Here is a 24643-nt window from a genome sequence, read left to right on the forward strand (position 1 = left end):
CCGCATGGCCGGGAACATTCGGGTCTGGCGACGGTTCGACGCCGCATGACATTTCCCAAGCTTTCGGGCCGCGATCACACATCTGCCTTTTTGCGCGAGGGCTACGCCTTCATCGGCAACCGCTGCGACAGGCTGGACACGGACGCATTCCGGGCGCGGCTGATGCTGCGCCCGGTGCTTTGCCTGCGCGGACCCGAAGCGGCGGCGCTGTTCTACGACGGTCATTCCCTGACCCGTCGCGGGGCGATGCCGGCCACGGTTCTGCGGCTCCTGCAGGACAAGGGCAGCGTGCAGGGCCTGGACGATGCGGCGCATCTGCATCGCAAGGCGATGTTCGTGCGCCTGCTGATGTCCAGGGACGGCATCGACAGCTTCCTGGCGATCTTCCGCGAGCAATTGCGGCAGGCCGTCGAGATCTGGGTCCGTCTGGGCGAGATCCGCCTTCACGACGAGCTGAGCGAGCTTCTGGCGCGCAGCGCCTGCCGTTGGCTGGGGCTGCCGGGCGAGAGCTGGCCTGACTGGCAGGTGCTTGCCATGATGATCGACCAGGCTGGGGGGACCGGGCCCGGCGTCGCGGTGGCGCTGTTGCGGCGCGCGCGGCTCGAGGCGCGTCTCAGGTCGCTGGTCAGGGACTGGCGCCGCAAGGGCGGTGGTCCGCCCGAGGGCTCACCCGGACGGGAGCTCCTCGAGCACCGCGGGGCGGACGGGCAGCGCATCCCGACCGCCTCAGCGGTGGTCGAGCTGCTGAACGTTTTGCGCCCGGTCACGGCGATCGCGCGATACATCCAGTTCGCCGTCCTTGCGCTCGAGACCGCGCCGGAGGCGCGGGACCGCTTGGCGGGGGCCAGCGACGATGTGCTCGACGCGGCCCTGCAGGCGCATTGCGAGGAGGCGCGACGCCTCTGCCCGTTCTTTCCGGCCATCGGCGGCATCGCCCGCACAGGGCTGATCTGGCAAGGCCACCAGATCGCGGCGGGCAGCTGGCTGCTGCTCGACATCTACGGCACGCTTCGCGATCCCCGTCTCTTCGAGCGGCCGCTGCAGTTCGATGCCGGGCGCGGGCTCGACTGGCGGCGCGGGGACCACGGATTCATCCCGCAGGGCGGCGGACGGGCAGAGACCGGCCACCGTTGTCCGGGTGAGGCGATGACCCTCGCCGCGATGACCGAGGCGTTGCGCTGCTTTGTGCGGGAGCTCGACTGGCAACTGCCGGTTCAGGACCTGTCGCTGCCCCTGCGTCCGATGCCGGCGCGCCCGCCGGTGCCGATCCTGCTGTCGGGGATCCGGCGCAGATGATGGGCGCACTGCCGCTCTGGGCACTGGCCGGGCTTTTCGTGCTGTCGGCGGCGGTGATCGCACTCGCGGGCACGCGGCTCGCGCATGTGGCCGACGCGTTGGCCGACCGGACGGGCCTGGGCGAGATCGTCGCGGGGGCGCTCTTCGTCGGGGCCGCGACCTCGCTGCCGGGTGCGGTGACCTCGGTCACCACGGCGCTGCAGGGGCAGGCGGGGATCGCGATCGGCAACGCGCTGGGCGGGCTGACGGCGCAGACGGCGTTCCTGGCCATTGCCGACATCTGCTATCGCCGCGCCAACCTCGAGCATGCCGCGGCAAGCCCGGTGGGCTTGGGGCAGGGGGTGCTGCTCATCGCGCTGCTGACGTTGCCGCTGCTGGCGACCAGTGAGCCGGGCTGGACCCTCGGGGGCGTTCATCCCGTCTCGGTCGTGATCATCCTGGGCTATCTGTCGGGGCTCAGGCTTCTGGCCGCGATCCGCGCCGAGCCGATGTGGACGCCGGTCGCCACCTCCGAGACCCGGCCCGAGCAGTCGCCCCCCGGCGAGGCGGCCGAGGGTGCGGCAGACGGGCGGGCGCTCTGGCTGCGGTTCGCGGTTCTGGCGGCGCTGACCGCCATCGCGGGCTTCGGCATCGGAGAAGCCGGCAGCGCGCTCGTCGAGCGTGGCGGGCTCAGCGCGAGCGTCGTCGGCACGCTGTTTGCGGCGATCGCGAACTCGCTGCCCGAGTTGGTGACAGCGGTGGCCGCGGTCCGCATCGGAGCGGTCAGCCTCGCCGTCGGCGACGTGATCGGGGGCAATGCCTTCGAGGTGATGTTCCTCAGCCTCGCCGATTTCGTCACGCCCGGCTCGATCTACGCCGAATTCATCCCCACGGACCGCTCGACCGGTCAGATCGCCATCCTGATGGTCACGGTGCTGATGCTGGGCATGATCCGGCGCGAAAGGCGCGGCATTGCCGGGATCGGCTTCGAGAGCGCGCTCGTGCTCGCACTCTATGCGCTCTCGGTGGCCTTCGTGCTGGCCTGAAGCTTTAGCCCTTCTCGCCTGATTCCGGGTCGGTGCGCGGCAGCCCGAACGCCTCGGGCGTGAGGCCGGGATCGCGGCTGCGGGCGGCCCGGAAATCGCGCCAGCGCTCGAATTCCGACACGCCCCACTGGGCACGCAGGATCCAGACGTCGAAGGAGCCATCGACGAACACCGCGTCAAGGCCGGCGCTGTGGCGCAGCCAGTCGGAGACCCGGGCCACCTCGTCGCCGCGCGTCTCGAGCGATCCCCAGCCGAAATGGTGCAGATCGCTTGCGAGGTGCTGCAGCTCGGTTTCGGTGATCCGCGGTTCTGGGTCGGTCATCGTCTCTCTCCCTGTCTGTCGGCATGGGCCCGGAACATTGCGCTAGGCCGGATGTTCCTGGTGCCGTCAACATGGGAGGACATCATGCCGGCGAAATCCAAGGCGCAGCAGAAGGCCGCGGGGGCCGCGCTGGCGGCGAAACGCGGTGAGACGCCTAAATCCGCACTCAAAGGCTCGGCGCGCGAGATGGAGCGCTCGATGTCCGAGCGCGAATTGCGCGACTTTGCCGCGACCCCACGCAAGGGCAAGCCCGAGCACGACCACGAGGGCTGAGGCTGCGCAGGCGGGAACATCCGCGGGCGTGGTCTGTTCGGAAGCCTCGCAGCAGGAACGGAGGACCTCATGCGGAACATCATCTACATCGTCGGGCTGGTCGTCGTCGTCCTGTTCGCCATCAACCTGATCACCTGAGAAGCGGAGGGAGCCATGTCACGTTCCGGCGATAGCACGATGGACGATTTTGGGGCCGAAGCCCGGCAGGCGGCCGGGCGTTTCGCCCGCGGGGCGCGCGATGCGGCCGAAACCGCGGCCGACGAGGTCAAGGGCGGCGCGCGGCGCGGTGGCCGGCGGATGCTTGGCAGCCTTGTCACCGAGATCGCCGACCTCGCACGCGCGCTCGACGCCGCGGGGGCGGAGCTGCGCCCGGGCTCGCCCCAACAGTCGATTGCCGACAGCCTGTCACGCAGGCTCGATCGCACGGCCGATCGGATCGACAGTCGTCCGGTCGACCGGCTGGTCGAGGATGCCGGCCGCCTCGCCGTCCGCAATCCGCTGCTCTTCCTGAGCGGCGCGGCGCTCGCGGGGTTCGTCGCGACCCGCATTGCCCGCCTCGCCGTCTCGCGTGACGACGTAGGCGAAGACGAGAGCGATGGCGATTGGCAGGCCGGTCCCGATGCCGCCGATCCTGCGACGAGCCCCGATGCCCTGCCCGGCGGCACCCAGACCTATGCTCCGCCGTCTCAGGTCGAGGACGAGCCATGAACCGAGAGCGCCCGCGCGGCGGACACCGGCTGCGCGACGCGGGCGGACTTGTCGGTCTGGCGCTGGAGCAGCTCGGCACGCTGGTCCGCGGCGAGCTGGACTTGCTGCGCACCGAAATAGACCGCGCGGCGCGGCAGGTGGCGGTGGCGCTGGCATGCCTTGCCGCGGCGCTGGTGTTGCTGATCGTTGCGCTGAACACGCTGGTTGCGGCGAGCGTCGACGGTCTCGCGCAGCTGGGCCTGGATCCCGGCTGGGCGGCACTGATCGTCGGCGCGGCGCTGACGCTGGTAGCCCTGGCGATGGCGACGAAGGGCTGGCGCGGCCTGCGGCTGGTGTCGCTCGCGCCCGCGCGGAGCTTCAGGTCGCTGCGCGCAGATGTCGAAACCCTGAGGAAGGAGCCCTGAGATGAGAAATCCGAACGAGATCGAGGCGGAGCTTGATCGGGAGCGCGCCGCCCTCGGCGGCACGCTGCATGAGCTGCGCGAGACCTTGGACCTGGGCAATTTCGGCCGCCGGATGACTGACCGGCTGGCGCTGGCCGGGGACGAAGTCGTCCGGGCCGCGTCGGCGCACGCCCGGCGCAATCCGCTGGCGGTCGGGCTGACAGGGGCAGGTCTTTGCCTGCTGCTTGCGGGTAAGCTGCGAGGTGGCACCGGCGATCAGGGGCCAAGCCGGGGGCGGATGAGCGAGGCCGAGGCCCTGCGCGGCGATCCCCACGCTGCGGATCGGCACTGGACCTCGCGCGCCAGGGATCTGGCGGGGCGGCCCATGCGGGCGGCGGTCGGGACGGCGCAGGCGCTGCGCGAGCGCTCGGGCGAGATGGCGGGCACCGCGTCCGAGCAGATGTCGCAGGCGCGCGACAGCCTTGCCGAGATGGGCGGCCGGGCGCGCCATCACGCGCGGCACATGGCCGACGAGGGGGCGGCGCTGCCGGGCGAGCATCCCTTCGTCGCGGGCGCGCTGGCCTTTGCGGTCGGGGCGCTGGCGGCCCGGATCCTGCCGCGGTCGCGTATCGAGGCCGACATGCTCGAGGACGACGCCCATCGCCTGCGCGAGATGGGTCATGCCGCGGCCGACGAGGCGCGGGCCGCTGTGCGGGACGCGGGCCGCGCAGCCGCCCAGATGGGCGAGGCGGCGGTGGACGAGATGGCCGAGATCGGAGCCTCCGCGGGGGAGGCGGCCCGTGACCGCGCCGCGACCGCTGCAAGGCGGGTCGGCGAGGCGGGCACCGAGGGACGGGACCCCGAAGACGCGGATGCGCAGGGCAGCGCGGATCGCTGAACGGTGATCGGGCCGCGCTCCCTGTCGGAGCGCGGCCCGGCATTGTGCCATGTCATCGGGGTGTCAGGACGACGGGCGCGCTATTCGGCGATGCATCCGCGCGAGCAGCAGGTCGGGCAGGAACCTGGCCGCAAGCCGCTGCAGACGGTTCGCCGCCCCGGGTATGACGGCGCTCTCGCCGCGCAGGAGCGCCGCGTAGCCCGCTTCGGCGACACGGGCCGCATCAGCCTTGGCAGCTTGTCCGACCGCCGTCCGCTGCATCCCGGCGCGCTGGAAGAAGCGGGTCTCGGTCGGGCCGATCATCAGGCAGGTGACGGTGACGCCGCTGCCTTGCAGCTCGTCGCGCGAGCAGGCGGTCGGGACCCTCGCGGGCCGAGAGGTCGGCCTCGACCGGCCGAGCGCGGGGCTGGGTGGCCGCGACATCGTGGATCGCGGGCTCGTCGGCGCAGAGCAGAAGCGGCCAGTCGTCGCGCGCGGCCAGCAGGGCGAGTTCGCGCCCGATGCCCGACGCGGCGCCGGTGACGACGACGATCGGATCCGCCCCGTCCTGTCTCATGGACGAAGAACCACCTTGGTCCATTGGTCCTGGTTGCCGCTGAAGCCCGCGTAGCCGCGCGGCGCCTCCTCGAGGCTCAGCCGGTGGCTGATGAGGAAGGTGGTGTCGATCTCTCCCTCGCCGATGCGGCGCAGGAGCTCTTCGGAATAGGTCTGAACATGGGTCTGGCCGGTCCGGAGCTGCAGGCCCTTCTCCATCAGCGCACCGAGGGGAAACTTGTCGGCGAAGCCGCCGTAGACCCCGGGCACCGAGACCCGCCCACCCTTGCGCACCGCCATCAGCGCCATGCGCAGCGCATGTGCGCGGTCGGCGCCCACGCCCACCTTCTGCTTGACCGTGTCGAGCAGGTTGTCGGGCGAGAAGCCGTGGCTTTCCATGCCCACCGCGTCGATCACCGCGTCGGGGCCGAGGCCGCCCGACATTTCCATCAGTGCGTCGAGCACATGGGTCTGGCGGTAGTCGATCACCTCAGCCCCCAGCCCGCGCGCGAGCGCGAGGCGGTTCGGGTGATGGTCGATCGCGATGACCTTCGCGGCCCCCATTAGTCGCGCCGACTGCACCGCGAACAGCCCGACCGGCCCGCAGCCCCAGACCGCCACCGTGTCGCCCGGGCCGATGTCGGCATTGGCCGCCGCCATCCAGCCGGTGGGCAGGATGTCGGACAGGAACAGCACCTGCTCGTCCTCGAGCCCATCGGGGATCACGATCGGGCCCACGTCCGAGAAAGGCACGCGCACGTATTGCGCCTGGCCGCCGGGATAGCCGCCGGTCAGGTGCGAATAGCCGAAAAGGCCGCTCATCGCGTGGCCGTAAAGAAGCTCCGATGCCTCCTGGGTCTCGACCGGGTTCGAGTTGTCGCAGGCCGAGAACTGGCCGAGCTGGCAGAAGAGACACGCGCCGCAGGAGATGGTGAAGGGCACCACCACCCGCTGCCCGGGAGTGAGGCTCGAGCCGGGCCCGGTCTCGACCACGCGCCCCATGAACTCGTGGCCGAGGATGTCGCCCGCCTTCACGCCCGGGATCACCCCGTCGTAAAGATGGAGGTCGGAGCCGCAGATCGCGGTGGCGGTGACCTCGATGATCGCGTCGCGGGGATTGACGATCTGGGGATCGGGGACGGTGTCGACGCGGACGTCATGGGTGCCGTGCCAAGTGAGGGCGCGCATGTCAGGCCTCCTGTGCGGTGGGGGTGCGGCGGTTGGAACTGGTGGCGATCTCGCCGGTCTCGATCAGCATCTTCAGCCGCTTGAGTTCCTGCCGCCCTTGGACCCCGGGAGAGCGACCGAAGGCCTTGGCGATCCAGTGGCCGGCAAGGCCGCCCGGCGGGCGATAGGCGACATGCGCCTCGATCACAGTGCCGCGCTCGGCGGGCGCGTCGCGAAGCATCACTTTTCCCTCGGCCTCGACTTCGGATTCATCGGTCGAGACCCAGGCGATGGTGCGGCTTTCCTCCTCGCGGCAGATGCGCGCGACGACGCGGGCTTGGCCGAAGGGCGTGTCGAGGGTCCAGCCGAGCGTTCCGTCTGGAAGATGCTCCGGGTCACGCAGCGTCTCCATGAAATCGGGCCAGCGGTCGGTGTCGCGCAATCGATCCCAGACCGCCCGTCGCGGGGCGGCGATGGTGACGCTGCGCCCCTCGACCACCCGGTCGCCGAAACGCGCGCGGCGGGCGGTGCGGCCAGGGGCGCTGTCGGGCGGGCGATGCGCCTCGCGCGGCAGCAAAAGGGCAAGCCCGGCCACCGCCGCAGCGACGCCGATCGCGGGCAGGCAGTCGCGCAGGAGATCGCGCGATCTGAGGCGATGAGGGTCGCGGTGTCCGTCGTGGCGCGTGTCTGCGGGGCGCATGGGCATCCTCCCTGTCGGTGCGGGCCCATGAACAGGAAAAGCCGGTCTTTGTTCCGTGCATTTCGTGGCCATCGTTCTGCCAAGGCGGGAACCTCCTGTCCGCCCGTCTGTTCGCGTGCCTCGGCGATCAGGGTGGAAGGGGGCCAAGAGTGGGCTGGATGGAGACACATGCGGCGCTGTTGCAGGCAGCCTTCAGCGCGGTGACGGCGACGGTCTGGATCGTCTATCTGCACGGTTTTCTGACCAGCATGGGCCGGCACAGGCGCTCCGAGATCCTCGTCACCTCGGGGGCGGGGCGCGATCTTGCCGCGCGCTGCTTCGTCGCGAACCTTGGGCTCGAGCCGATCTATGTGCTCGACATCCAGATCGAGCTGTCCCAAGGCGCACGGCGCTGGACGATGGAGGTGACGGATGGCGAAGTGGGCGAAGGCACGGGCGAGGGGCTGGCGACGGCCCAGGGTCCGCTCGCGAGCGGTGCGCACCGCGACATCGGCAGCTTCGGCACGCTAATCCGGCGCGCGCTGTCCGGAGCGCAGGCGCCACCCGGCGAGCCCATGCACGTGTCTATCCTGGTCATCGCGGCCACGCCCGGGCGGGCCGTGATGGCCGCCGCGCGACGGGATTACGAAATGTCGGATCCTTCTGATCCGGAGGCGCGCATCACCGCCCGAGCGACCGGTGCGCATCAGATCCGCGGGTGGCGGCATCAGCAAGGCCTGCGCCGCAGGCTCGAGGCTAGTCTCGTGCGCAGTCACCGGGCTGAAGCTGCGCCCGCTTCGGTGCCGGCGATCTGAGTGTGCCGCTGCCCCATCGTTCAAACCGCGCAAGGAGACATTCCATGTCCTACATCCGCTTCTCGCTCATGATCCTGGCATCAACGCTGGTGATGTTCGGGCTGATGTATCTCAACACCTATGCGCTGGAGCACGTATTCTTCAGCGAAACCCGCGCCTGGATGGCGCTCGTCATGGGCGCGACGATGGTGCCGATCATGCTGGGCTTCATGTGGAGCATGTATCGCGGCCGGGGCGCGAAGATCGCCGTTCTCGCCGCTGCGGCGCTGGTCTTCGCGGGCGCGCTCTGGCTCGTGCGCAGCCAAGTGACGGTCGACGGCACGAGCTACATGCGAGCCATGATCCCGCACCACTCGATCGCCATCATGACCTCGAAGCGCGCCGGGATCACGGATCCGCGCGTGCGCAAGCTCGCCGACGGGATCATCGAGGCGCAGGAACGCGAGATCGCCGAGATGCGCTATCTGATCGCCGAGCTTGGGCGCGGGCACGAGGTTGACGCGATCTACCGCGATCCCGAGCCGCGACCGGGAAGCGTGACCGAGGCCCTTGCCGCCACCCGGCTTGCCGGTCTCGATCCGGCACAGATGTCCGAGGACGAGATCGCCCGCATCGTCGCAGCGCCCCGGTGCCGGTTCCGGCAGACGGCCTCGGCACCGGCGATCCTCGCCACCGGGGCCGAAGGTGGGGGGCTCTTGCTCAACGGCGTGCTGGTGCGGCTGCTGCCGGAAGGCGCGACGGCTTGGGCCACAGAGGGGCTGCGGGTCGAGGTGACCCCCGACGCCGACCCCGGTGCCCGGGCGAATGCCGAAATGGTGTTCGCCCTCGCCGACGGGCCGCGCATCGGCTACCGGGGCTTTTGGTCCTGCGAGCGTTGAGCGCAGTCGCTTCAGCCGGCCAGAGCGCGCCAGATCACTGCCGCCAGGGCCAAGAGCGGCAGGGAGGCCAGCGTCACCAGCGCCCCGTCGCGCACGAGAAGCCCCGCCGCGACGAGCGCAACGACCGCCGAAGCCAGTGACCCGGAGAGCGGGATAACCTCGAGAAACGGCATGACAAGCGCCAGCGCCATGACCAGCGCAAGCGGCAGGACGACCCAAGGACGGTGGCACAGGGCCTTGAGCCGTGGTCGCAGCACCCGGTCGAGCCAGCCCACCGGGCGGCGCAGCCAGCGCGCGCCTTTGCTCACCGCTCCCCGTGGAACACGGCGCGACATGACGAACCGCGGCAGCCAGAGGTGGTCTCGTCCGGCGATCATCTGCGGCACGAGCACCAGAATCACCAGCGCGACAGCCGTCGTTAGGCCGGGCACCGCGCTCGCGGGCGAGGTCGAGACCAGCGCGGCGATCAGCAGGACCGAGGTGAAGGATCGCCGCCCCAAGGCCTCGACGACATGCGCGACGCGGGCGTCGTCGTCCTCGACCGCCGCCTCCAGCGCGTCGAGAGCGGTGGTCAGCGTGTTGTGTTCTTCCTGATCCGTCATCCGGCCGTCTCCCTGTCTGCGGTGAGCGAACATGCCATTGGGCCGACTGTTCCCGGACCGGCCATTCAATCGGGCGCGGTGGGCTTGCGGCCCGGTCCGGAGACGGTCAACAGGAAGGCGGCGATGTCGGCGGCCTGCCGGGGGCCCAGTCCAAGGTCCGGCATGGCGCTGCCTGGCGAGAAGTGCTGCGGTGCGCGCAGCCAGTGCGCCAGCGCGCCCGGCTGGTTCGCGAGCACACCGCCCAGATAGCCGCGCGCCGCGACCTCGGTCAGGGGGGGCCCGATCCGCGGCGCGGGATCGCCGGGAAGCCCGGGGATCAGATGGCAGCGGCGGCAGCCGAAGCCCTGCGTCAGTCGCCGCCCCCGCACGGGATCGCCAGGCCCTGTATCGCCCGACCCGGGTCGGAGGGTCGACTCGGGCGAGGACCACCGCAGCCCGGCGAGGCTGCGATACTCGGAAGGCGAGATCCCGGGAAGTGCGCGCACGAAGCCCGTCAGGGCGCGCATCTCCGCCTCGGACAGGTGGTCCTCCCAGGCCGGCATCGCGCTGAGTTTCAGCCCGTTTCGGATGAGCCACAGGATCTCGGCCGCCGGGCGCTCGATGGCAGACAGCGGCGGTGCGGCGGGATTGAGGCTGAGCGCGAAGCTCGCGGGCGCGGTTCCGGGGCCACCGTGGCAGGTGGCGCAGTCACGCTGAAAAAGCCGCGCCGTCGCCGGATCCTGTCGCGGTTTGGTGCCTTTGGGCTCGGGCAGGCCGGCGGTCTGCCAGCCGAGCAGCGCCTCGCGTCCTGTGACGATCAGGTTGTAAAGCCATTGCGGGTGCTGGCTGCGGGCCGAGATGTCGCGCATCTCCCCCGGCCCGAGGATGAGTGCCGCCGACAGTGCCAGTGCTGTCATCGCGGCAAGAAGGGCCGTGAGGAGGGTTCTCATTCGAGGCTCCGAAGCCAGGCGGCCAGAAGGCTGGCCTCGGTCTGCGAGAGTCCGGTGCGCGGCATGGCCGAGCGAGGATCGAGCTCCTTGGGGTCGCGCAGGAAACGCGCGAGTGTCCGCTCGGTCGCGGGCGCGACCCCGGCGACGTAGACGCGTGCGCCCATGTGCCCGAGCGGCGGGCCAGTGCGGCCGGTCGCGCCCGGGATGCCCGGGATGTGGTGGCAGGTCGCGCAGCCATGGCTTTCGATCAGGCGTGCAGCCTGCGGAGGCGGAGCCTCATGCCGGCAGGCTGCGAGGGCCAGAAGCAGGACGACCGCCCTCATGTCGGGCTCCTGGCGCGCCGCGTCTCGAGCGCCGCGAGCAGTCGCGCGATCACGATCAGGCCGGCGGCGATCATCGCGGCGCAGCATGGCACCCACATGATCAGCCCAGCCAACTGCTGGTCCTCGGCCGGGGTCAGGCCGAAGGCCGCCCCGGTCTGCGCCGGATACCAGCGCACCGCCGACAAGGTCATCAGCGCCGCGAGCAGGCACGATTGCAGCGCTCCGAAGAAGACGGCGAGAAAGGCGCGGGCCTGCGCCTCGGGGCCCGTAGCGGAAAGCACCGCGCCCCAGAACACGAGCGCGGCCCCGAGAAAGCTCGCATGCTGCAGGGCGTGCAGGGCCGGTATCCGCAGGGCCGCCTGGTAGAGCGGGGGCAGGTGCCAGAGCCAGAGCGCGCCGGTGTAGAGCATCCAGGCCACAACGGGGCGGCGCAGGAGCGCCAGTCGGGGCAGCCCGCGGCGTAGGCCCGGCGGCAGCGCCCAGATGAGCGCGATCCCGCCGCGCCCCAGAACCAGCAGGGGTGCCGCCAACAACATCAGCGCGAAATGCTGCACCATGTGCGCCGAAAGCATCTCGCGCCCCAATGCGTCCAGCGGCGAGAGCAGCAGTCCCGCGACGAGGGCGAGGCCGAGGGCGAAGATCGCCGCCCGCGGTGCCGCCATACCGGGTCCTTTCATCCGCCGGCAGCCGCGCCGATAGCCCCAGACCGTGAGCGCGATTGCCGACAGGACGGGAAGCTGCACGCCGGGGCCCGGCTGGGTGCCGTGAGTAGCCACGTGCGCCAGGGCGGCACCGGGCAGCAGCATCAGGACAAAGGCAGGGCCTGTCATCTTGGCACCCCCGTGCAGGCGTGGATCCAGAAGGTCGGCAGGTATTCGGTAACGATGCCGCCCAGCGCGGCGGCGCACAGCATGAGCCCCACCAGCGCCATCATCCGCATCCGCGCGGCGCTGCGCCGGGGCCGGATGCGGCGGGCCCGCCTCAGCGCCTCGAGCGCGGCCATGAGCCCCGCCGCGCACATCGCGACCGCGACGAGCGTCAGCGTGTGGTAGGGCCAGCGCGTGCCGCTGTCGCAGAGCCAGCCGGTCATCGCGTATCCGACGCCCTGATGCAGGGCCCAGGCAGCGGGGGCGAGACCCCAGCCGAGCCAAGGGCTAAAAGCTTCGAACCCCTCGGACCGGGCGAGATCGCGGCCGCTCCAGCGCGAGGCTTCGGGCACGCGCGGGGCGCGCTCGTGCGGATCGGGGTGACGCCTGGGGCGGCTCATTGCAGCACCCGCGGCGCGATGTAGAGCACGAGGTAGATCGGCAAATAGGCGGCGGCGACGAAATACCAGTAGAGCGTGTCCACCACGACGCCGAGCTGCCGACTCGGGGTGAAGTAGCCGCGAAACGACAGCACCGTCACCGCCGCGGTGCCGACGATGGCCGAGGCGACATGGGTAAAATGGAACCCGGTGATCACCCAGAGCATCGAGCCGTAGGCATGAGCGTCCCAGCGGATGTCGAAGGCGGTCATTTGCACGGCGCGCACCCCGAGCACTAGGCAGGCCACCAGCACGCTGAGCGCCAGCCCCAGCGAAAGTCTGCGCGCATCGCCCGCGTCCGAGCCCTTACCGGCCCACCACATCGTCATGCTCGAGACCGGCAGCAGGCACAGGACCACCGTGGGCCAGAGGATCGGTGGCGGGGCTGTGCCTTCGGGCGGCCAGGCGGCGGATTGCGTGGCGAGGTAGAACCAGCTTGTCAGCAGCGTGGCCACCACCGCCGCCTCGATCGCGACGGCTCCGAGGATGCCCCACCACAGCGGGTGGGTGTGCGGAGCGAAGCGATCGAGCTGGTTTGCGTCGACGGCGACACGAACCCTCATGGCTCAGTCCTCTCTCCAGGGTTTGCGCGGCCAGAACCATGCCAAGAACGACAGGAATGCCGCGAAGAAGCCCGCGACGAAGGCCCAAGGCGTGAAGATCAGACCGAAAAAGCTTGCAGAGGCGACGAGCGCCGAGACGAACGGCCAGGGGGTTGGGCCGGGCAGCACCTGGACCGACTGGGGCCGGGCGTCGAGCAGCGTCGTCACCATCGTCTCGCGCCGGGTGATCGACAGGCCGCCGACGATCGGGCGGTGGCCGCTTCGGGCCCAGTCCCAGACCGGGTTGCGGCCCAGGACCACCGGCTGCTCGGGAAAGTTGCTGTTCAGGGGCGGCGAGGCGGTCGCCCATTCCAGCGTGCCCGCGCCCCAGGGATCGTCCCCCGCGGGTGCCCCGCGCGCGAGGCTGCGTGCCACGTTCCATAGGCTGATCGCGAAGCCTGCCGCCAGTAGCAACGAGCCAGATGTCGACACAAGGTTCAGATCTCCCCAGCCCATCTCTGGCAGGTAGGTGTAGATCCGGCGCGGCATCCCTTGCAGGCCCAGGATGTGCATCGGGAAGAACGCGAGGTTGAAGCCCGCGAAGACAGTGGCCACGCTCCAGCGGCCGAGCCGTTCAGACAGGAGACGTCCCGTGAACTTCGGAAACCAGTAGGTGACGCCGGCCATAAGGGGAAACACCGCGCCGCCCATCAGGACGTAGTGGAAATGCGCCACGATGAAGTAGCTGTCGTGCACCTGCCGGTCGAAGGGCACCGAGGCGACCATGACCCCGGTCAGTCCACCGGCGATGAAGACGGCGAAGAACGCGAGCACCCAAAGCATCGGCGCGGCCATGCGGATCCTCGCGCCCCAGAGCGTCGCGATCCAGCAGAAAACCTGAACCCCCGAGGGGATGGCGATCATCGACGAGGCCGCCATGAAGAACGATCGGCCCATGAACGGCAGGCCGGTCGTATACATGTGGTGCACCCAGAGGCCGAAACTGATCATGCCGATGCCGACGATCGCCAGCACCAGCGCGTTGTATCCGACCACCTCGCGGCGGGTGAACGTCACGATGACGGTGGTGACCATCCCCAGCGCGGGCACGAGGATGATGTAGACCTCGGGGTGGCCGAAAAACCAGAACAGGTGCTGCCACAGCAGTGGCGAGCCGCCGGCCTCGGCCACGAAGAACTGGGTGTCGATCAGTCGGTCCATCATCAGCAGCGACGAGGCCACGATCACCGCCGGCATGGCGAAGAGGATCATGAACGCCATGACCAGCACCGCCCAGACGAAGATCGGCATTCGGTCGAGCGACATGCCGGGCGCGCGCAGCTTCAGGATCGTCACGATCAGCTCGACCGCCGCCGTCAGCGCTGAAACCTCGATGAAGGTGATCATCGTGGTCCAGATGTCGACGCCGTAGCCCGGCGCGAAGCGGGGCCCTGCGAGCGGCACGTAGCTGAACCAGCCCGCACCCGGCGCGAGCCCGAGAAAGAGCGAGCCGAAGAACACGCTGCCGCCGATCAGGTAGACGTAGTAGCCGAAGGCATTGAGCCGCGGAAAGGCCATGTCGCGCGCCCCCACCATCAGCGGCACGATGGCGATAGCGATCCCCTCCATCGCCGGGATGGCGAAGAGGAACATCATCGCCGTGCCGTGCACGGTCATCACCTGATTGTAGCTCTCCGCGTCCAGCACCTCGGCCAGCGGCAGGGCGAGCTGCAGCCGGATCAGGAGTCCGAGGATCCCCGCGAGGAGGAAGAATACGAAGGAGGTCAGCACGAAGCGCCGCCCGATGTTGGAGTGGTTCACATGGGTGAACCAGCCGAGGAACCCGGGCGGCGAGGCCCAGCTCCGTTCGATCGCTGCCAGCTCGTCCGCCCGCGTCCCGGCCGGGTGCAGCGCCTCACCCGTGCCTTCGAGGACAGCCGCGCGGCTCATTCCAGCGCCTCCAGCAGGTCGAGAAGGTCGGACAGCTCTCGCGGGTCGGGTGTGCTCGCGGGCATGAGCGCGCCAGGCTTCACGCGATGGGTGTCGGTGATCCAGCCGCCCAGCGCGCCGCGGCTGTTGGGCAGTGTGGCGGCGGCGATGCGGGCGCGCCCCGCGAGATGCGTCAGGTCGGGCCCGTCGCGTCCGCGCGCGGGCGTGCCGCGCAGCGCGTGACACTCGCCGCAGCCCTGCGACATGAACGCGGCGAGGCCGGGACCCTCCGTCACCCGGGCGGGCCCGGCCTGCCGGGCGAGCCAGCGATCGAAGGCCGGGCGGGGCTCCGCCACCACTTCGACACCCATCAACGCGTGCTGCAAGCCGCAGAATTCGGCGCATTGCCCGCGCCAGCGACCAGGGGCCGAGGGCTCGGCGAAAAGCACGTTGCGCTGGCCGGGGATCATGTCGGTCTTTCCTTGCAGGTTGGGCACCCAGAAGCTGTGGATCACGTTGTCCGAAGTCAGAATAAGCCGTGTCCGCTCGCCGGCGGGGAGGTGCAGCTCATTTGCCGTCACCGCTATCTCGCGCCCGTCCGCATCGAGATAGTGAAAGGCCCACCACCACCGCTTCGCTTGAACTTCGACCGTCAGTCGCGTTTCTCCCGCACCTTCGGTCTGGTCGCCGATGGCCACCCCCGAGATGCTGAGCGCGACGATCGCGGCAACCGGGGAGAGCACGCCGCCCGAGATGACCAGCACACAAGAGCCGCGGCGGGACAGCGGCCGCGCCTCGCGCCCCCTCGCCAACGTCAGCGCCACGGCCAGAAGCCCAAGTGTGACCACAAGGATGAAGGCGGCCGAGACGAACATCCACAGCCCGAGACGGGCTATCATCTCGCCATCGGGGCTGGCTGCGGCGAGAACGGCCTGCCGTCCCTCGCAGCCCCCCAGCAGTCCTGCCCCGGCAGCGGCGAGCCCCCGGGCGAACTTGCCATCGCTAAATGCGGCACCTTTCGGTGTCGCAGGAGAAAGCGTGACGTTCCCCATCAATCCTCGTTTCGATCTGGGCGGTGTTCGTCCTAAAGGCACCGCAACTCCGCTTCGCGGGCACTTTTCGAACAGATGGCCCGCTTTCGGCCGCCGTCCGGCCCCTTGCGGCTGTTCGGTTCGCATGCGGGTCGCTGCAGATCAGTCTTCCATTACGAAGGTCACCTTCAACGTGACCTTCCACAGGGCGGGGCGGCCATCCTCCACCGTTACTTCGTGGTCCTTCACCCACGCCGAGCGGATATTGCGAAGGGTCTGCGAGGCGCGGCGAATGCCCTGCGCGACGGCATCTTCAAAACCTGTGTTGGAGGTGGCGATGATCTCGGATATTGATGCGACGCTCATGGGGATCTTCCTTTTCGGTTGACCCACCGCCGAACAGGACCGGACAAGCAATGTTCCCGTGAAACCGGCGGGCAGCCATTTGCACCCCAATGGACTGCTCCGTTGCCTTCGATGCCATGGACAGATGACGACGGCCCAGTCGGATGGGCTGTGGCCGCTTGTGGTGACGACAGTTGCCCAAAAGTTCGGTCGGCGCTTCCGTGGACCTCAGCTTTCCGGGCTGGGCTGGCATGATCTGCAAGGTGATTTCTCCCCGCAAAGCGAGGTTTGGACCCGGTGACAATCCCTCGCCATTGCCGGGTGACATGCTCGTGCGGCGGGGCACCCGGAACATGCGGCTCTGCGATCTGTTGGAGCGGACAGGAGGACATCATGAGCAATAAGATTGACCAGAACCAGATCCGCAGTGACCCGGCATCGAAGCGCACATTCGATCCCAATGAAAGAGGCGATCTGAACACCAAGCAACCGGGCAGACCTGGCAAACTGCAGAGGTCCGTGGATGAGCGGAGCGAGAGGACGGACCGGGATCATGATCCTGCAGATGTCCAGCACATGCACGTGCGAGACGCTGGTAGGGGGCAGATGGACGATCCACCGGAGCGGTGGTGTCGAGAGGACGAGGAATCCGACGAGTCTTTCCCCGCCAGCGATCCGCCCGGAAATTATTGAGCTGCGCTCACGGGGCAAGCGTGCGCAGACCGTCCATCGAGTGCTTCGATCGAAAGCTGCAGGGCCACCTGACGCGGCTTAAGACACTCCCCTGAAACGCCGATTCTCAGGCCGCCATGAACTGATGCGGTGGATGCCCCCACCAGACGGCATCTCGTATGCCATGATGGTTGCCTGTAACCGAGCGGAGGGCGCATCGATGATGAAGAAGATCAGCATGCTGGCAATCGACCTAGCGAAGGGCAGCTTTCAGGTCTGCGCTGTCGGCACGAATGGGACGGTTCTCTATAACCGCGTGCTATCGCGGACACGGCTGGCGGCGCTTCTGGCCGAGCATCCGGCCTGCGTGGTGGCGATGGAAGCCTGCGCCACGTTGCATCACTGGGGCCGGGTTGCGCAAGGTCACGGCCATGAGGTGCGGCTCGTGCCGGCGGCCTACGTGAAGTCGTTGGTGAAGCGTCAGAAGAACGACCGCGCCGACGCGGAAGCCATCGCGGAAGCAGCTGCGCGTCCAACCATGCGTTTTGTTGCGGTGAAGAGCGTCGAGACCCAGGGCCGGGCGGTGGCGTTCCGGACGCACCAATGCCTGGTCCGGCAGCGCACGCAACTGATCAACGCGCTCCGGGGACATCTGGCCGAGTTCGGCCTCGTGGCACCGAAGGGGCCGGCGAGCCTGAAGGTGCTGGAGAACGCGCTGGCCGACGAGGCCAGCGAGCTGCCCGACACGGTCCGGCAGATGGGCGCGATCTATCTCGAGCAGATCGCGCGGCTCACTGAAACGATCGAACGGCTGGCGACCGAACTGGAGTCGGCGTCTAAGACGGACCCGACGCTGCGGCGGCTTTGCACCATCCCGGGGATCGGCCCCGTGAATTGTGGGCGCGGTGTCGGCGTTCGCCCCCGATCTCGACACGTTCGAAAGCGGGCGGAACTTCGCCGCCTGGCTCGGCCTTGTGCCACGGCAACGGTCCACGGGCAGCAAGGTCAAGCTGGGATCGGTCAGCAAGATGGGCCAGACCGACATCCGCCGGCTGCTGATCGTCGGGGCCATGAGCGTGATCCGATGGGTGGTCCGCAAGGGCGGCAGCGCGAACCGCTGGCTCGCCGCTCCCGTGGCGCGAAAGCCGAAGATGGTCGCCGCCGTGGCGCTGGCGAACAAGATGGCCCGGACGATCTGGGCGGTAACGACGAAGCAGGAGGACTACAGGATGGCGTGACCCCAATCCCTGAGAAGGGACGAAGGCACGGCATGGCCGCAAGGCCGGGGTGAGCGATCGACGAGGAGTAGGCGACACGGACTTCGAAGTTCAAGGCAGGGACATTCAGACCCGGCGCTCGAGTGCTTGCAGCTCTCTGAACCGATTTGAACCCAGCCTTCCGAACAGCATACCGGCCCGTGGCGTCATCGAAGGCCACGCTCAGAGGCCTGACACACGTCCGATCGAAGATCCCGCCGAAAAATTGAAGATCATGCTTGCCAAACAGGGGGCATCCACACACGCGCCGGGTTTGCTGGAGGCTGACTTTCGTTAGTTGCGCGGGCATCGGTTCTGATTTCAGCGCCGCGTAGAAGTTCGCCTCTGCTTCGGCTGGCGGGATGTTCCCGATGGGCGCCAGCAGGCGACAGTTGTTGAGCCAATCGATCCATTCGAGCGTGGCATACTCGACCGCTTCGAAACTGCGCCAAGGCCCGCGACGATGTATGACCTCTGTCAAACGACATCAGGAACTGACCCCCCCCCTGTCGACACGAAGAACTAACCCCTTTCATTGATGGGTGACAGTTCGGGTTTCGGGCGCCGGAGGCGGTAGCTCCGCGGATGGTAACGACGTGGCTGTGGTGCAGCATGCGATCGAGGATGGCGGTGGCGACGACGGGGTCGCCGAACACAGATCCCCATTCGCCGACGGCCCGGTTCGATGTGACCATCACTGCGCCGTGCTCATAGCGGCGGCTGACGAGCTGGAAGAACAGATGTGCGGCGTCCGGCTCGAATGGCAGGTAACCGAGCTCGTCCACGATCAGCAGCTTCGGCTTCGAGAAGTGCATGAGCTTCTCCTCGAGCCTGCCCTCGGAATGGGCCTTGGCAAGGGCAGCGACGAGTGTGGTCGCGTGGACGAACAGAACCGTGTAGCCGGCGACGATCGCCTCCCTGCCAATGGCCACCGCCAGGTGGGTCTTGCCGACGCCCGGCGGGCCCAGGAGTAGGACGGCCTCGCCATTGGCGATGAACCGCCCCGTTGCCAGATCCCGGATCTGGCCCCGGTCCACCGAGGGCTGGGCGGCGAAGTCGAAGCTGGCCAAGTCGCGGCTGAAGGGGAAGCGGGCGAGGCCGAGGCCCATCTCGATACGACGCTGATCCTTGCGGGCGATCTCGCGCTCGCAGAACAGGGTCAAGGCCTCGCGGATCGTCAGCTCGCGCCGGCCGTTCGGCGGGGCATCCTTCCACCGGAAGGATGCCTGCCCGCCTCACTGTCGATTAGGCTGTCGATCTGGTCGCGGATCGCCGTCAGCTTCAGCCGTGTCGGCATCCGGTCCAGATGATCGGGCATGTCGGGCATCATCACCAGGACCCTCCCGCGACAGCATCGTATTCGCTGAGCGGCCGCAGCAGCGCGGCGGGTGCGGTCGGCACTGGGGTTGCCTTCCGCCGTCCGATGCCCGCGAAGTGGGCCGGATCGGCGACACGGCCATGCCGTCCCGCCCGCAGCATGTGACGCGCAACCTCCTGTCCGGCATGCGTCACCCGCAGCTCGGGGCCGGTGACCGTCACCGCGACGCTTTCCCCGATCAGCCGCCAAGGCACGGAATATGCATTGCCATCGACCTCGACAGAGCAGTCGGAGCTGACCTTGCGCACCAGGTCGCGGCTGGCGAGGAAGGGCGGAATGCCCGCCACATCGCGCAGCCGATGCGCCTCGTCCCGCTCGAAGCGCAGACGCGGGGCCTCGCCTGTCGTGCCATGGGCGCGCAGGTCGGCGATGTCGCGGGTCCAGGCCGCGAGATGCGCCTCGAGCGCGGCGAATCTGTCGAAGATCCGCGCCGCGATGGCGTTCTTCTTGACGTAGCCTACACCGCGCTCGTCCTTGCTTTTCGTTCGGGCCCGATAGGGCGCACAGGCCTTCACCGCGAAGCCCCAGTGGCGGGCGAAGGCGTGCAGCTTGGGGTCCACCACCACTTGGCGCGAGACGGGATCATGGTGCTGGATCAGGGCGCGGGCATTGTCGAGCAGCACCTCCTCGGGCACGCCGCCGAAGCTGGCGAAGGCGCTCTCCATGCCAGCAAACCAATGCTCTTGCCGCTCGCCCCGGAAGGCCCGGACATGAAGGCGGCGGGAGTATCCCAGCGTGGCGACGAAGAAGAAGACCTTCTCGGACTGCCCAGCGATCTCCACCCGCCGCTCCCCGAAGTCGATCTGCAACTGCTGCCCCGGACGGGTCTCGAACCGCACCGTCGCCCGGGCCTCCGCCCGAAGCTCCTGGCGCAGGTGAGCGACCGCGCGCTCGACGGTCCGGAGGCTGACGGTGATGCCATGCTCCGCCGCAAGCTCCTGACGCACCACGTCCGCATTCCCGCCGTGGCGGCGAAGCCGCTCAGACAACTAGGCCTCAAAACCTTCGAGCGCCTTGGTGCGTGACGGCACCGAAGCCGCTCGCCAGCCACCCTCGGCCAGCCATCGCTTCACCGTGTTGCGTGAGCAGCCAAGCTCCGGGGCGATCCGCTTCGTCCCCCAGCCGCAAGGCTTCAGCGCCAGCATCGCCGACACACCGCTCGCCATTGGGGCTTTGCGGTGCAGGCCTGCGCGCCCCATCGGGCTCGAACGAAGGGCAAGGACGAGCGGAGTTCGCAGACCTATCGGTCCGAGAACACCGAGATGCCGACACCGTTCGATGCCAGCAACGAGCTAATGGGCAAGATTGTCGTCGCCTCGGATGGTGAGGCCGTCGGCATGCTCGACAGCGTGGCGCAGGAAGCCGACAACCGCATCCGCCTCTACATCACGCGGACGAAGGCGATGGGCGGCGGCACCTTCTCGATCGTCGCGCCCGAGAACTACGTGTCCGAAGGTGACATCGACAACGGCATGTCCTCGGCCGACGTGAAGGTCGAGATGTAAGACCAGCGCGTGAAAAAGCCTGCGCCACCGATGGCGCAGGCTCTATCATCAGGTTATGTGCGGCCGAGCCCTTCGGAGCGGGCACTCTCGCGCGCCGTCTCGGCGACCTTCTGCGCCGCGGTTTCGGCGGCATCGCGCATCCGGTCGGTATCGACACTGGCCTTCAGCTCTGCCCCCGCGGCGCGCAGCTGCGCTTCGGCCTCGCCGGCGGTGGACTTGAGGACGGCGGCGGCCTTTTCCTTCTCTTCCTGGAAGATGCGCTGCGCCTCGGCGGCGAGGGCATCGCTCTGTGCACCCAGATGCTCGTTCTCCCAGCGGCTGCGTGGCAGTGCGCCGGCGATCGCTGCGCCGGCGGCCACCGCCAGCGCCCCGGCCACCAGCGGCTGATCGCGATAGAAGCCCTCGGCGCGGACGCGGCCGTCGTGGGCCGCCCCCATCACCTGCCGCCGCGCCTCGTAGGCGGCCTCGCGCGCCTTCACGATGCGGTCGCGCGCTTCTGTCGTCAGCCCTTCGGTGCCCTCGGAAAGCCGGTCGCGCAGCTTCGCGGCGCGGTCGAGCGCGCGGGCGCCGGTCTCGCTCACCTTGCGGTGGCCAGCGGCATAGCCCCGTTGCGCCGAATCCGCCATCGCGCCCGCGCCCTCGGCGATCTGGCTGGCCAGTCCCGAGGCCTGCGCCGCGCCCCCGGTGCCGGGCGCGGCGTCGCCCTTGGAATAGTCGCCGGCCGCGGATTGCGAGGTCGCGGTGCCATAGCGGTCCTCGCCCTCCCAGGCATCGTCGAGCCATGCGGGGTCAGAGGCATGGCGCGGCGTGGCGTAGCGCTCGCGGTGGCGGGGCAGGGGGCGCTCGTCCCAGTTGCGCGCGGCGGGTGCCCGCCCGGCGGCGCCGGCCGGGGCGTGGCTGCGACCGACGGTCAGCCACAGAAGTCCGGCCCCGGTCAGGATCGCGGCGGCAGGATTGCGGCGCACGACGCCGGCGACGCCGCGCATCAGTTCTCCGCCTTGGTCGCGCAGTGCGTCCGAGATCTCGCCCACCAGCCCTTCGGCCGAGAAGCGGTCCTGCAGGTCGTTGATCGAGGCGCTGAGCCGGGCACGGTCGCGCGCGAGGTCCTGCTCGATCTGGTCGGGGGTGCGGGTGTCAGTCATTGTAGGCCTCCTTGAGGGCTTCGGCGTCCTGCGCGAGGCTGCGGGCCACGCGGCGCGGCGCGATGCTGAGGGTGGAGAAGCGGTGGCGGGCGGTCAGCCCGAAGATCAGGGCGAGCAGCGCAAGCCCCCCGGCGACGGCGAGTGTCGCCGCCAGCGGGGACAGCCCGGCCGCCACGAGCGCGGTCACCGCCGCGCCCGCCAGAAGATGCAGCACGACCAGCGCCAGCACCGCCGCGAGCAGCGCCATGACCAGCGCGGCCACGGCCCGGCGCAGGGTCTGCGCCATCTCGGCCCGGGCAAGGTCGACCTCGCCGCGCACGAGCGAACTCACGCTGGTCAGCGTGTCGGTCAGCAGCGCGGCGGTAGAGCGGGTCTGCTGATCGCGCATGGTCACAGCCGGTCCGAGGGGTGCAGGCGCATGGGCGCGGGCGCGGGGCTGCCGGCCTTGGCAAAGCGCACGGCCGCGAAGCCCAGCAGCGCAGCACCCCCAAGGAACAGGGCCGGGTTGCGCCGGGCAAGGGCGTTCGCCTCGCCGATCATCTGGCCAAGGTCGCGGTCGCGGATGCCGTCAGAGACATCGGCCAAGCCGCGCGCGAGGAAGGCGATCGAGCGTTCCGAGGCAGAGCCGCCCTGCATGTCCTGCGCCGCGCGCCGAAGGGCCGAGGCCGCCTCGGCCATGTCGTCGGCGACGCTGCCGCGGGCCGCCTCGGCCTGCGCCTTCGCGCCTTCGACCGCCTCGCCCAACCGGGCGCTGGCGGCAGCGCGCAGGTCGGAGGCGGTGCCCTGCACGGCCTCGCGCGCCTCCTCGGCCAGCCGCCGGGCGTCGGGCGTTGCCGGCTTCGGTGCCGCGGGAGCCGTGGCGCCAGTGGCGGCGCCAGTGCCGGTGGCGGGGCTGGCTTGCGTGGATGGGGTGGTCACCGGGCGCAGGCCTTGGGTGCCGGGCTGGTTGGCGGCCCCCTGCGCGGGGCGGTCATGCGGGGGCATACGGTCGGTCATCGGATCACCTCGATTTCTGGCAGGAGCAATACTCACTGCCTCATAGTCGCGAAAAATACGTCATTAAGCCTGACTGACCGGAAAGCGGTCACCTAACGCCCTAACGCTGCGCTAAATTTTGGATCAGTAGTTGCTATTAGCGCGACGGGTCACGGGTATGATGATGCTTAACGACCATCGCCTCCCAGAAGTTCCCCTCTGCGCTACGATACGTGGGACGAATTGAGGTAGTGGAGTTGAACCTGCACCGATGGTTTATCGACCCAACCCGAGGCTGCGGGATGTTTTGGTGCGCCGCTGCGCTAAAATAACTATGTAAGCTTCAGATTTCACTGAAATGATGCTCTCGAATCTTCCAGAGTGGTAGTTGCTTCGCGGTATAAGCGTGCAACAGGCGCGACAACCTAACTAGGATTTTCGCGTTCATTATGTTCTGCTGAGAAATGAGATCAGCGCTACATTGAAAGCGTTGGAGTGCGTGATCTGGCATGCGTTAGGTGCGCCACTGAGTATTTCAATGTCGCTTCTGGGAAGGAGGGCGTGCGTAAGGGTTGCAGTTTTGTTGATCGGATAAACCGCGTCTTGGTCTCCGTGCAAAACGAGGCATGGCAAATTAGCCTTCTTGAGGTCGTCCGAGAAGTCTTCACTATGTATAAGTGATAGGCATTGTATAAGCGATACGGCGTCACATCGTTCCGCGAGAGCTAAAGCTTTCCAAAGGTTGGTCCCGGCTGTTCCGGGAGAGGACTTCCTTGAATGAGCGATGTTGATGTAATCCTTTAAGAAGGCCGAGCGCAAAGTTGCGTCTTCGGTGAATAAACTCGACACAAATACGGGAACCGTAGAGAACGACCTCGTATCCTTCGTAACGAACGGTGTGGACGAAGACGCGAAAACGGCTGCGCGAAGCCTAAACATGCTGTGCCTGCTAATGTAGCGTGCTACTTCGCCGCCGCCCATGCAAAAGCCTACTAGCGTCACGTCAGTGAGATCCAAGGCTTGGAAGACCGTCTCGATATCGTCAGCTAAGCTTTCGAAACTCAGGCACGCGATCGGCCTGTCTGATCCGCCAAATCCGCGACGGTCAATGCACACCACACGGTTCCCGTTAGCGACTAGAGCGGAGACTTGCTCGTCCCAACTCTCGATCGAAGAGGGCCATCCATGCAAGAGCACGACTACGCGCCCACTCCCGCCGCTGTCGCTGACATTGATTCCATTGTAGCAGCTGCCCACTGGCGGCACCTCTTGTTGGTAGTCGACAGAGAAACGCGCACTCAAGCGACCCGTTCCTCCCACCCATCCCGCCGATAGGCAGGACGGAAGAGGCCTGCTTGCGTGCAGGGAGCGAACGCCGGTCTCGACGGGCACGAGGCTACGGCCTCTCCTGCGTAGCGGCGGCCTGCCAACGACTTCGTCGATAAGGTAACCGGCAACGCCCCAGCTGTAGACGAAACCGTCGCAATACGTGTCGTGCTGGTCGTGGCCGCCGACCGATCGCAGGTCGTGCTCGTCGCGCGGGAAATCGCTGACCCAGAGGACACTCGTGTCTGCGTCCATACCGCGGCTCTTCGGTCAAGGTCGTCGGGATCAGGATTTCGCGGTCAAAGGTAACGACATGCTATGCCGCCTGACAGTGCACAACAAATGTTAGGATGAAGTCGAGGGAGGAGGGGCTACCTGCCATCCAAGCGCGGTGCGCTGACATG

General features: G+C 68.4%; 30 protein-coding genes and 3 pseudogenes. 11 read left to right on the top strand and 22 right to left on the bottom strand.

The genetic code is table 11. The annotated features are described in order from the left end of the window. Positions 1-45 precede the first annotated feature (45 nt). Positions 46-1296 carry a cytochrome P450 gene (locus tag V8J39_RS00235; RefSeq protein WP_336458871.1) on the top strand — a complete coding sequence of 417 codons (1251 nt, stop codon included), beginning with the start codon at positions 46-48 and terminating at the stop codon, positions 1294-1296. Then, positions 1293-2321 carry a sodium:calcium antiporter gene (locus V8J39_RS00240; RefSeq protein ID WP_336458872.1) on the top strand — a complete coding sequence of 343 codons (1029 nt, stop codon included), beginning with the start codon at positions 1293-1295 and terminating at the stop codon, positions 2319-2321. Before V8J39_RS00235 ends, V8J39_RS00240 begins: the two co-directional genes overlap by 4 nt. A 4-nt stretch (positions 2322-2325) precedes the next feature. Here the strand turns inward: V8J39_RS00240 and V8J39_RS00245 are convergent, their stop codons facing one another. After that, positions 2326-2643 carry a hypothetical protein gene (locus tag V8J39_RS00245; protein ID WP_336458873.1) on the bottom strand — a complete coding sequence of 106 codons (318 nt, stop codon included), beginning with the start codon at positions 2641-2643 and terminating at the stop codon, positions 2326-2328. 84 nt (positions 2644-2727) lie between these two features. Between V8J39_RS00245 and V8J39_RS00250 the strand changes: the two genes are divergently transcribed. The 4 genes from V8J39_RS00250 to V8J39_RS00265 all read left to right on the top strand — a co-directional run bounded on the left by V8J39_RS00250 (position 2728) and on the right by V8J39_RS00265 (position 4905). Then, positions 2728-2916, top strand: coding sequence for a DUF3008 family protein (locus V8J39_RS00250; RefSeq protein WP_336458874.1), 189 nt, complete (start codon positions 2728-2730; stop codon positions 2914-2916). Between the two features lie 153 nt (positions 2917-3069). Next, complete coding sequence (locus V8J39_RS00255; protein WP_336458875.1) at positions 3070-3624, top strand: hypothetical protein; 555 nt, start codon at positions 3070-3072, stop codon at positions 3622-3624. Next, positions 3621-4028: a phage holin family protein gene (locus tag V8J39_RS00260; protein ID WP_336458876.1), complete on the top strand. Its 408-nt coding sequence runs from the start codon at positions 3621-3623 to the stop codon at positions 4026-4028. The genes V8J39_RS00255 and V8J39_RS00260 overlap by 4 nt, the downstream gene beginning before the upstream one ends. Position 4029: 1 nt before the next feature. Further along, on the top strand, positions 4030-4905 hold the full coding sequence (locus V8J39_RS00265) for a DUF3618 domain-containing protein (RefSeq protein WP_336458877.1): 876 nt from the start codon (positions 4030-4032) through the stop codon (positions 4903-4905). Between the two features lie 63 nt (positions 4906-4968). Here the strand turns inward: V8J39_RS00265 and V8J39_RS00270 are convergent, their stop codons facing one another. The 3 genes from V8J39_RS00270 to V8J39_RS00280 all read right to left on the bottom strand — a co-directional run bounded on the left by V8J39_RS00270 (position 4969) and on the right by V8J39_RS00280 (position 7306). Then, entirely contained in the window at positions 4969-5208 is a 240-nt protein-coding gene (locus V8J39_RS00270) for a hypothetical protein (protein WP_336458878.1), read from the bottom strand. A gap of 249 nt (positions 5209-5457) precedes the next feature. Next, positions 5458-6627: a zinc-dependent alcohol dehydrogenase gene (locus V8J39_RS00275; protein ID WP_336458879.1), complete on the bottom strand. Its 1170-nt coding sequence runs from the start codon at positions 6625-6627 to the stop codon at positions 5458-5460. Between the two features lies 1 nt (position 6628). After that, positions 6629-7306, bottom strand: coding sequence for an SRPBCC family protein (locus V8J39_RS00280; protein ID WP_336458880.1), 678 nt, complete (start codon positions 7304-7306; stop codon positions 6629-6631). Positions 7307-7464: 158 nt separating this feature from the next. Here V8J39_RS00280 and V8J39_RS00285 point away from each other — a divergent pair, with 158 nt between their 5' ends. After that, positions 7465-8100 carry a hypothetical protein gene (locus V8J39_RS00285; RefSeq protein ID WP_336458881.1) on the top strand — a complete coding sequence of 212 codons (636 nt, stop codon included), beginning with the start codon at positions 7465-7467 and terminating at the stop codon, positions 8098-8100. A gap of 44 nt (positions 8101-8144) precedes the next feature. Then, entirely contained in the window at positions 8145-8978 is an 834-nt protein-coding gene (locus V8J39_RS00290) for a DUF305 domain-containing protein (RefSeq protein ID WP_336458882.1), read from the top strand. An 11-nt stretch (positions 8979-8989) separates the two neighbouring features. On the opposite strand, the gene V8J39_RS00295 is transcribed toward V8J39_RS00290, so the two are convergent. The 9 genes from V8J39_RS00295 to V8J39_RS00335 form a co-directional block, all read right to left on the bottom strand. Further along, positions 8990-9580: an exopolysaccharide biosynthesis protein gene (locus V8J39_RS00295; RefSeq protein WP_336458883.1), complete on the bottom strand. Its 591-nt coding sequence runs from the start codon at positions 9578-9580 to the stop codon at positions 8990-8992. Between the two features lie 65 nt (positions 9581-9645). Continuing rightward, positions 9646-10428, bottom strand: coding sequence for a c-type cytochrome (locus V8J39_RS00300; protein ID WP_336458884.1), 783 nt, complete (start codon positions 10426-10428; stop codon positions 9646-9648). Between the two features lie 77 nt (positions 10429-10505). Next, positions 10506-10832, bottom strand: a complete 327-nt coding sequence (locus tag V8J39_RS00305; RefSeq protein ID WP_336458885.1) for a c-type cytochrome — start codon at positions 10830-10832, stop codon at positions 10506-10508. Then, entirely contained in the window at positions 10829-11662 is an 834-nt protein-coding gene (locus tag V8J39_RS00310; protein WP_336458886.1) for a cytochrome c oxidase assembly protein, read from the bottom strand. Before V8J39_RS00310 ends, V8J39_RS00305 begins: the two co-directional genes overlap by 4 nt. Continuing rightward, on the bottom strand, positions 11659-12099 hold the full coding sequence (locus tag V8J39_RS00315; RefSeq protein ID WP_336458887.1) for a hypothetical protein: 441 nt from the start codon (positions 12097-12099) through the stop codon (positions 11659-11661). Before V8J39_RS00315 ends, V8J39_RS00310 begins: the two co-directional genes overlap by 4 nt. Beyond that, on the bottom strand, positions 12096-12701 hold the full coding sequence (locus V8J39_RS00320) for a cytochrome c oxidase subunit 3 (RefSeq protein ID WP_336458888.1): 606 nt from the start codon (positions 12699-12701) through the stop codon (positions 12096-12098). Before V8J39_RS00320 ends, V8J39_RS00315 begins: the two co-directional genes overlap by 4 nt. Before the next feature lie 3 nt (positions 12702-12704). Beyond that, positions 12705-14630 (bottom strand): cytochrome c oxidase subunit I, encoded by a 1926-nt coding sequence (gene ctaD / locus V8J39_RS00325; RefSeq protein WP_336458889.1) that lies wholly within the window; start codon positions 14628-14630, stop codon positions 12705-12707. Next, positions 14627-15661 (bottom strand): cytochrome c oxidase subunit II, encoded by a 1035-nt coding sequence (locus V8J39_RS00330; protein WP_336458890.1) that lies wholly within the window; start codon positions 15659-15661, stop codon positions 14627-14629. The genes ctaD and V8J39_RS00330 overlap by 4 nt, the downstream gene beginning before the upstream one ends. 141 nt (positions 15662-15802) lie before the next feature. Next, the gene (locus V8J39_RS00335; protein WP_336458891.1) at positions 15803-16006 is read right to left on the bottom strand and encodes a dodecin family protein; all 204 of its coding nucleotides are present in this window, start codon (positions 16004-16006) and stop codon (positions 15803-15805) included. A 372-nt stretch (positions 16007-16378) separates the two neighbouring features. Between V8J39_RS00335 and V8J39_RS00340 the strand changes: the two genes are divergently transcribed. Beyond that, entirely contained in the window at positions 16379-16678 is a 300-nt protein-coding gene (locus V8J39_RS00340; RefSeq protein WP_336458892.1) for a hypothetical protein, read from the top strand. Positions 16679-16880: 202 nt separating this feature from the next. Further along, positions 16881-17895, top strand: a pseudogene (locus tag V8J39_RS00345) (IS110 family transposase). Between the two features lie 319 nt (positions 17896-18214). On the opposite strand, the pseudogene V8J39_RS00350 reads toward V8J39_RS00345, so the two are convergent. The 5 genes and pseudogenes from V8J39_RS00350 to V8J39_RS00370 all read right to left on the bottom strand — a co-directional run. Then, positions 18215-18388, bottom strand: a pseudogene (locus tag V8J39_RS00350) (IS3 family transposase); the annotation flags it as partial. A 160-nt stretch (positions 18389-18548) separates the two neighbouring features. Next, positions 18549-19076: pseudogene (gene istB, locus V8J39_RS00355) on the bottom strand (IS21-like element helper ATPase IstB); the annotation flags it as partial. A 14-nt stretch (positions 19077-19090) separates the two neighbouring features. Next, on the bottom strand, positions 19091-19246 hold the full coding sequence (locus V8J39_RS00360) for a hypothetical protein (protein ID WP_336458893.1): 156 nt from the start codon (positions 19244-19246) through the stop codon (positions 19091-19093). Next, positions 19243-20280 carry an IS21 family transposase gene (gene istA / locus V8J39_RS00365; RefSeq protein ID WP_336458894.1) on the bottom strand — a complete coding sequence of 346 codons (1038 nt, stop codon included), beginning with the start codon at positions 20278-20280 and terminating at the stop codon, positions 19243-19245. The genes V8J39_RS00360 and istA overlap by 4 nt, the downstream gene beginning before the upstream one ends. Beyond that, entirely contained in the window at positions 20281-20436 is a 156-nt protein-coding gene (locus tag V8J39_RS00370; RefSeq protein ID WP_336458895.1) for a helix-turn-helix domain-containing protein, read from the bottom strand. 117 nt (positions 20437-20553) lie between these two features. On the opposite strand from V8J39_RS00370, the gene V8J39_RS00375 reads away from it, so the two are divergent. After that, a complete protein-coding gene (locus V8J39_RS00375) occupies positions 20554-20796 on the top strand; it encodes a hypothetical protein (RefSeq protein ID WP_336458896.1) in 243 nt (80 codons plus the stop codon). A 53-nt stretch (positions 20797-20849) separates the two neighbouring features. Here V8J39_RS00375 and V8J39_RS00380 read toward each other — a convergent pair whose 3' ends face one another. The 4 genes from V8J39_RS00380 to V8J39_RS23545 all read right to left on the bottom strand — a co-directional run bounded on the left by V8J39_RS00380 (position 20850) and on the right by V8J39_RS23545 (position 24494). Then, positions 20850-21938, bottom strand: coding sequence for a DUF3618 domain-containing protein (locus V8J39_RS00380; RefSeq protein ID WP_336458897.1), 1089 nt, complete (start codon positions 21936-21938; stop codon positions 20850-20852). Beyond that, positions 21931-22326 carry a phage holin family protein gene (locus V8J39_RS00385; protein WP_336458898.1) on the bottom strand — a complete coding sequence of 132 codons (396 nt, stop codon included), beginning with the start codon at positions 22324-22326 and terminating at the stop codon, positions 21931-21933. Before V8J39_RS00385 ends, V8J39_RS00380 begins: the two co-directional genes overlap by 8 nt. A 2-nt stretch (positions 22327-22328) precedes the next feature. Further along, on the bottom strand, positions 22329-22934 hold the full coding sequence (locus V8J39_RS00390) for a hypothetical protein (RefSeq protein WP_336458899.1): 606 nt from the start codon (positions 22932-22934) through the stop codon (positions 22329-22331). Between the two features lie 426 nt (positions 22935-23360). Beyond that, positions 23361-24494 carry an alpha/beta fold hydrolase gene (locus V8J39_RS23545; RefSeq protein ID WP_442902537.1) on the bottom strand — a complete coding sequence of 378 codons (1134 nt, stop codon included), beginning with the start codon at positions 24492-24494 and terminating at the stop codon, positions 23361-23363. Positions 24495-24643: the final 149 nt, after the last annotated feature.

It is taken from the genome of Frigidibacter sp. MR17.24 (assembly GCF_037095655.1).
In the GTDB taxonomy this organism is placed as follows: domain Bacteria; phylum Pseudomonadota; class Alphaproteobacteria; order Rhodobacterales; family Rhodobacteraceae; genus Frigidibacter.

Excerpts from the sequence above, each read along its gene's own strand:
- V8J39_RS00235 (WP_336458871.1), top strand. The coding sequence starts at position 46 with ATGACATTTCCCAAGCTTTCGGGCCGCGATCACACATCTGCCTTTTTG.
- V8J39_RS00240 (WP_336458872.1), top strand. The coding sequence starts at position 1,293 with ATGATGGGCGCACTGCCGCTCTGGGCACTGGCCGGGCTTTTCGTGCTG.
- V8J39_RS00245 (WP_336458873.1), bottom strand. The coding sequence starts at position 2,643 with ATGACCGACCCAGAACCGCGGATCACCGAAACCGAGCTGCAGCACCTC.
- V8J39_RS00250 (WP_336458874.1), top strand. The coding sequence starts at position 2,728 with ATGCCGGCGAAATCCAAGGCGCAGCAGAAGGCCGCGGGGGCCGCGCTG.
- V8J39_RS00255 (WP_336458875.1), top strand. The coding sequence starts at position 3,070 with ATGTCACGTTCCGGCGATAGCACGATGGACGATTTTGGGGCCGAAGCC.
- V8J39_RS00260 (WP_336458876.1), top strand. The coding sequence starts at position 3,621 with ATGAACCGAGAGCGCCCGCGCGGCGGACACCGGCTGCGCGACGCGGGC.
- V8J39_RS00265 (WP_336458877.1), top strand. The coding sequence starts at position 4,030 with ATGAGAAATCCGAACGAGATCGAGGCGGAGCTTGATCGGGAGCGCGCC.
- V8J39_RS00270 (WP_336458878.1), bottom strand. The coding sequence starts at position 5,208 with ATGATCGGCCCGACCGAGACCCGCTTCTTCCAGCGCGCCGGGATGCAG.
- V8J39_RS00275 (WP_336458879.1), bottom strand. The coding sequence starts at position 6,627 with ATGCGCGCCCTCACTTGGCACGGCACCCATGACGTCCGCGTCGACACC.
- V8J39_RS00280 (WP_336458880.1), bottom strand. The coding sequence starts at position 7,306 with ATGCGCCCCGCAGACACGCGCCACGACGGACACCGCGACCCTCATCGC.
- V8J39_RS00285 (WP_336458881.1), top strand. The coding sequence starts at position 7,465 with ATGGAGACACATGCGGCGCTGTTGCAGGCAGCCTTCAGCGCGGTGACG.
- V8J39_RS00290 (WP_336458882.1), top strand. The coding sequence starts at position 8,145 with ATGTCCTACATCCGCTTCTCGCTCATGATCCTGGCATCAACGCTGGTG.
- V8J39_RS00295 (WP_336458883.1), bottom strand. The coding sequence starts at position 9,580 with ATGACGGATCAGGAAGAACACAACACGCTGACCACCGCTCTCGACGCG.
- V8J39_RS00300 (WP_336458884.1), bottom strand. The coding sequence starts at position 10,428 with ATGCGCGACATCTCGGCCCGCAGCCAGCACCCGCAATGGCTTTACAAC.
- V8J39_RS00305 (WP_336458885.1), bottom strand. The coding sequence starts at position 10,832 with ATGAGGGCGGTCGTCCTGCTTCTGGCCCTCGCAGCCTGCCGGCATGAG.
- V8J39_RS00310 (WP_336458886.1), bottom strand. The coding sequence starts at position 11,662 with ATGACAGGCCCTGCCTTTGTCCTGATGCTGCTGCCCGGTGCCGCCCTG.
- V8J39_RS00315 (WP_336458887.1), bottom strand. The coding sequence starts at position 12,099 with ATGAGCCGCCCCAGGCGTCACCCCGATCCGCACGAGCGCGCCCCGCGC.
- V8J39_RS00320 (WP_336458888.1), bottom strand. The coding sequence starts at position 12,701 with ATGAGGGTTCGTGTCGCCGTCGACGCAAACCAGCTCGATCGCTTCGCT.
- ctaD (WP_336458889.1), bottom strand. The coding sequence starts at position 14,630 with ATGAGCCGCGCGGCTGTCCTCGAAGGCACGGGTGAGGCGCTGCACCCG.
- V8J39_RS00330 (WP_336458890.1), bottom strand. The coding sequence starts at position 15,661 with ATGGGGAACGTCACGCTTTCTCCTGCGACACCGAAAGGTGCCGCATTT.
- V8J39_RS00335 (WP_336458891.1), bottom strand. The coding sequence starts at position 16,006 with ATGAGCGTCGCATCAATATCCGAGATCATCGCCACCTCCAACACAGGT.
- V8J39_RS00340 (WP_336458892.1), top strand. The coding sequence starts at position 16,379 with ATGAGCAATAAGATTGACCAGAACCAGATCCGCAGTGACCCGGCATCG.
- V8J39_RS00370 (WP_336458895.1), bottom strand. The coding sequence starts at position 20,436 with ATGCTGGCGCTGAAGCCTTGCGGCTGGGGGACGAAGCGGATCGCCCCG.
- V8J39_RS00375 (WP_336458896.1), top strand. The coding sequence starts at position 20,554 with ATGCCGACACCGTTCGATGCCAGCAACGAGCTAATGGGCAAGATTGTC.
- V8J39_RS00380 (WP_336458897.1), bottom strand. The coding sequence starts at position 21,938 with ATGACTGACACCCGCACCCCCGACCAGATCGAGCAGGACCTCGCGCGC.
- V8J39_RS00385 (WP_336458898.1), bottom strand. The coding sequence starts at position 22,326 with ATGCGCGATCAGCAGACCCGCTCTACCGCCGCGCTGCTGACCGACACG.
- V8J39_RS00390 (WP_336458899.1), bottom strand. The coding sequence starts at position 22,934 with ATGACCGACCGTATGCCCCCGCATGACCGCCCCGCGCAGGGGGCCGCC.
- V8J39_RS23545 (WP_442902537.1), bottom strand. The coding sequence starts at position 24,494 with ATGGACGCAGACACGAGTGTCCTCTGGGTCAGCGATTTCCCGCGCGAC.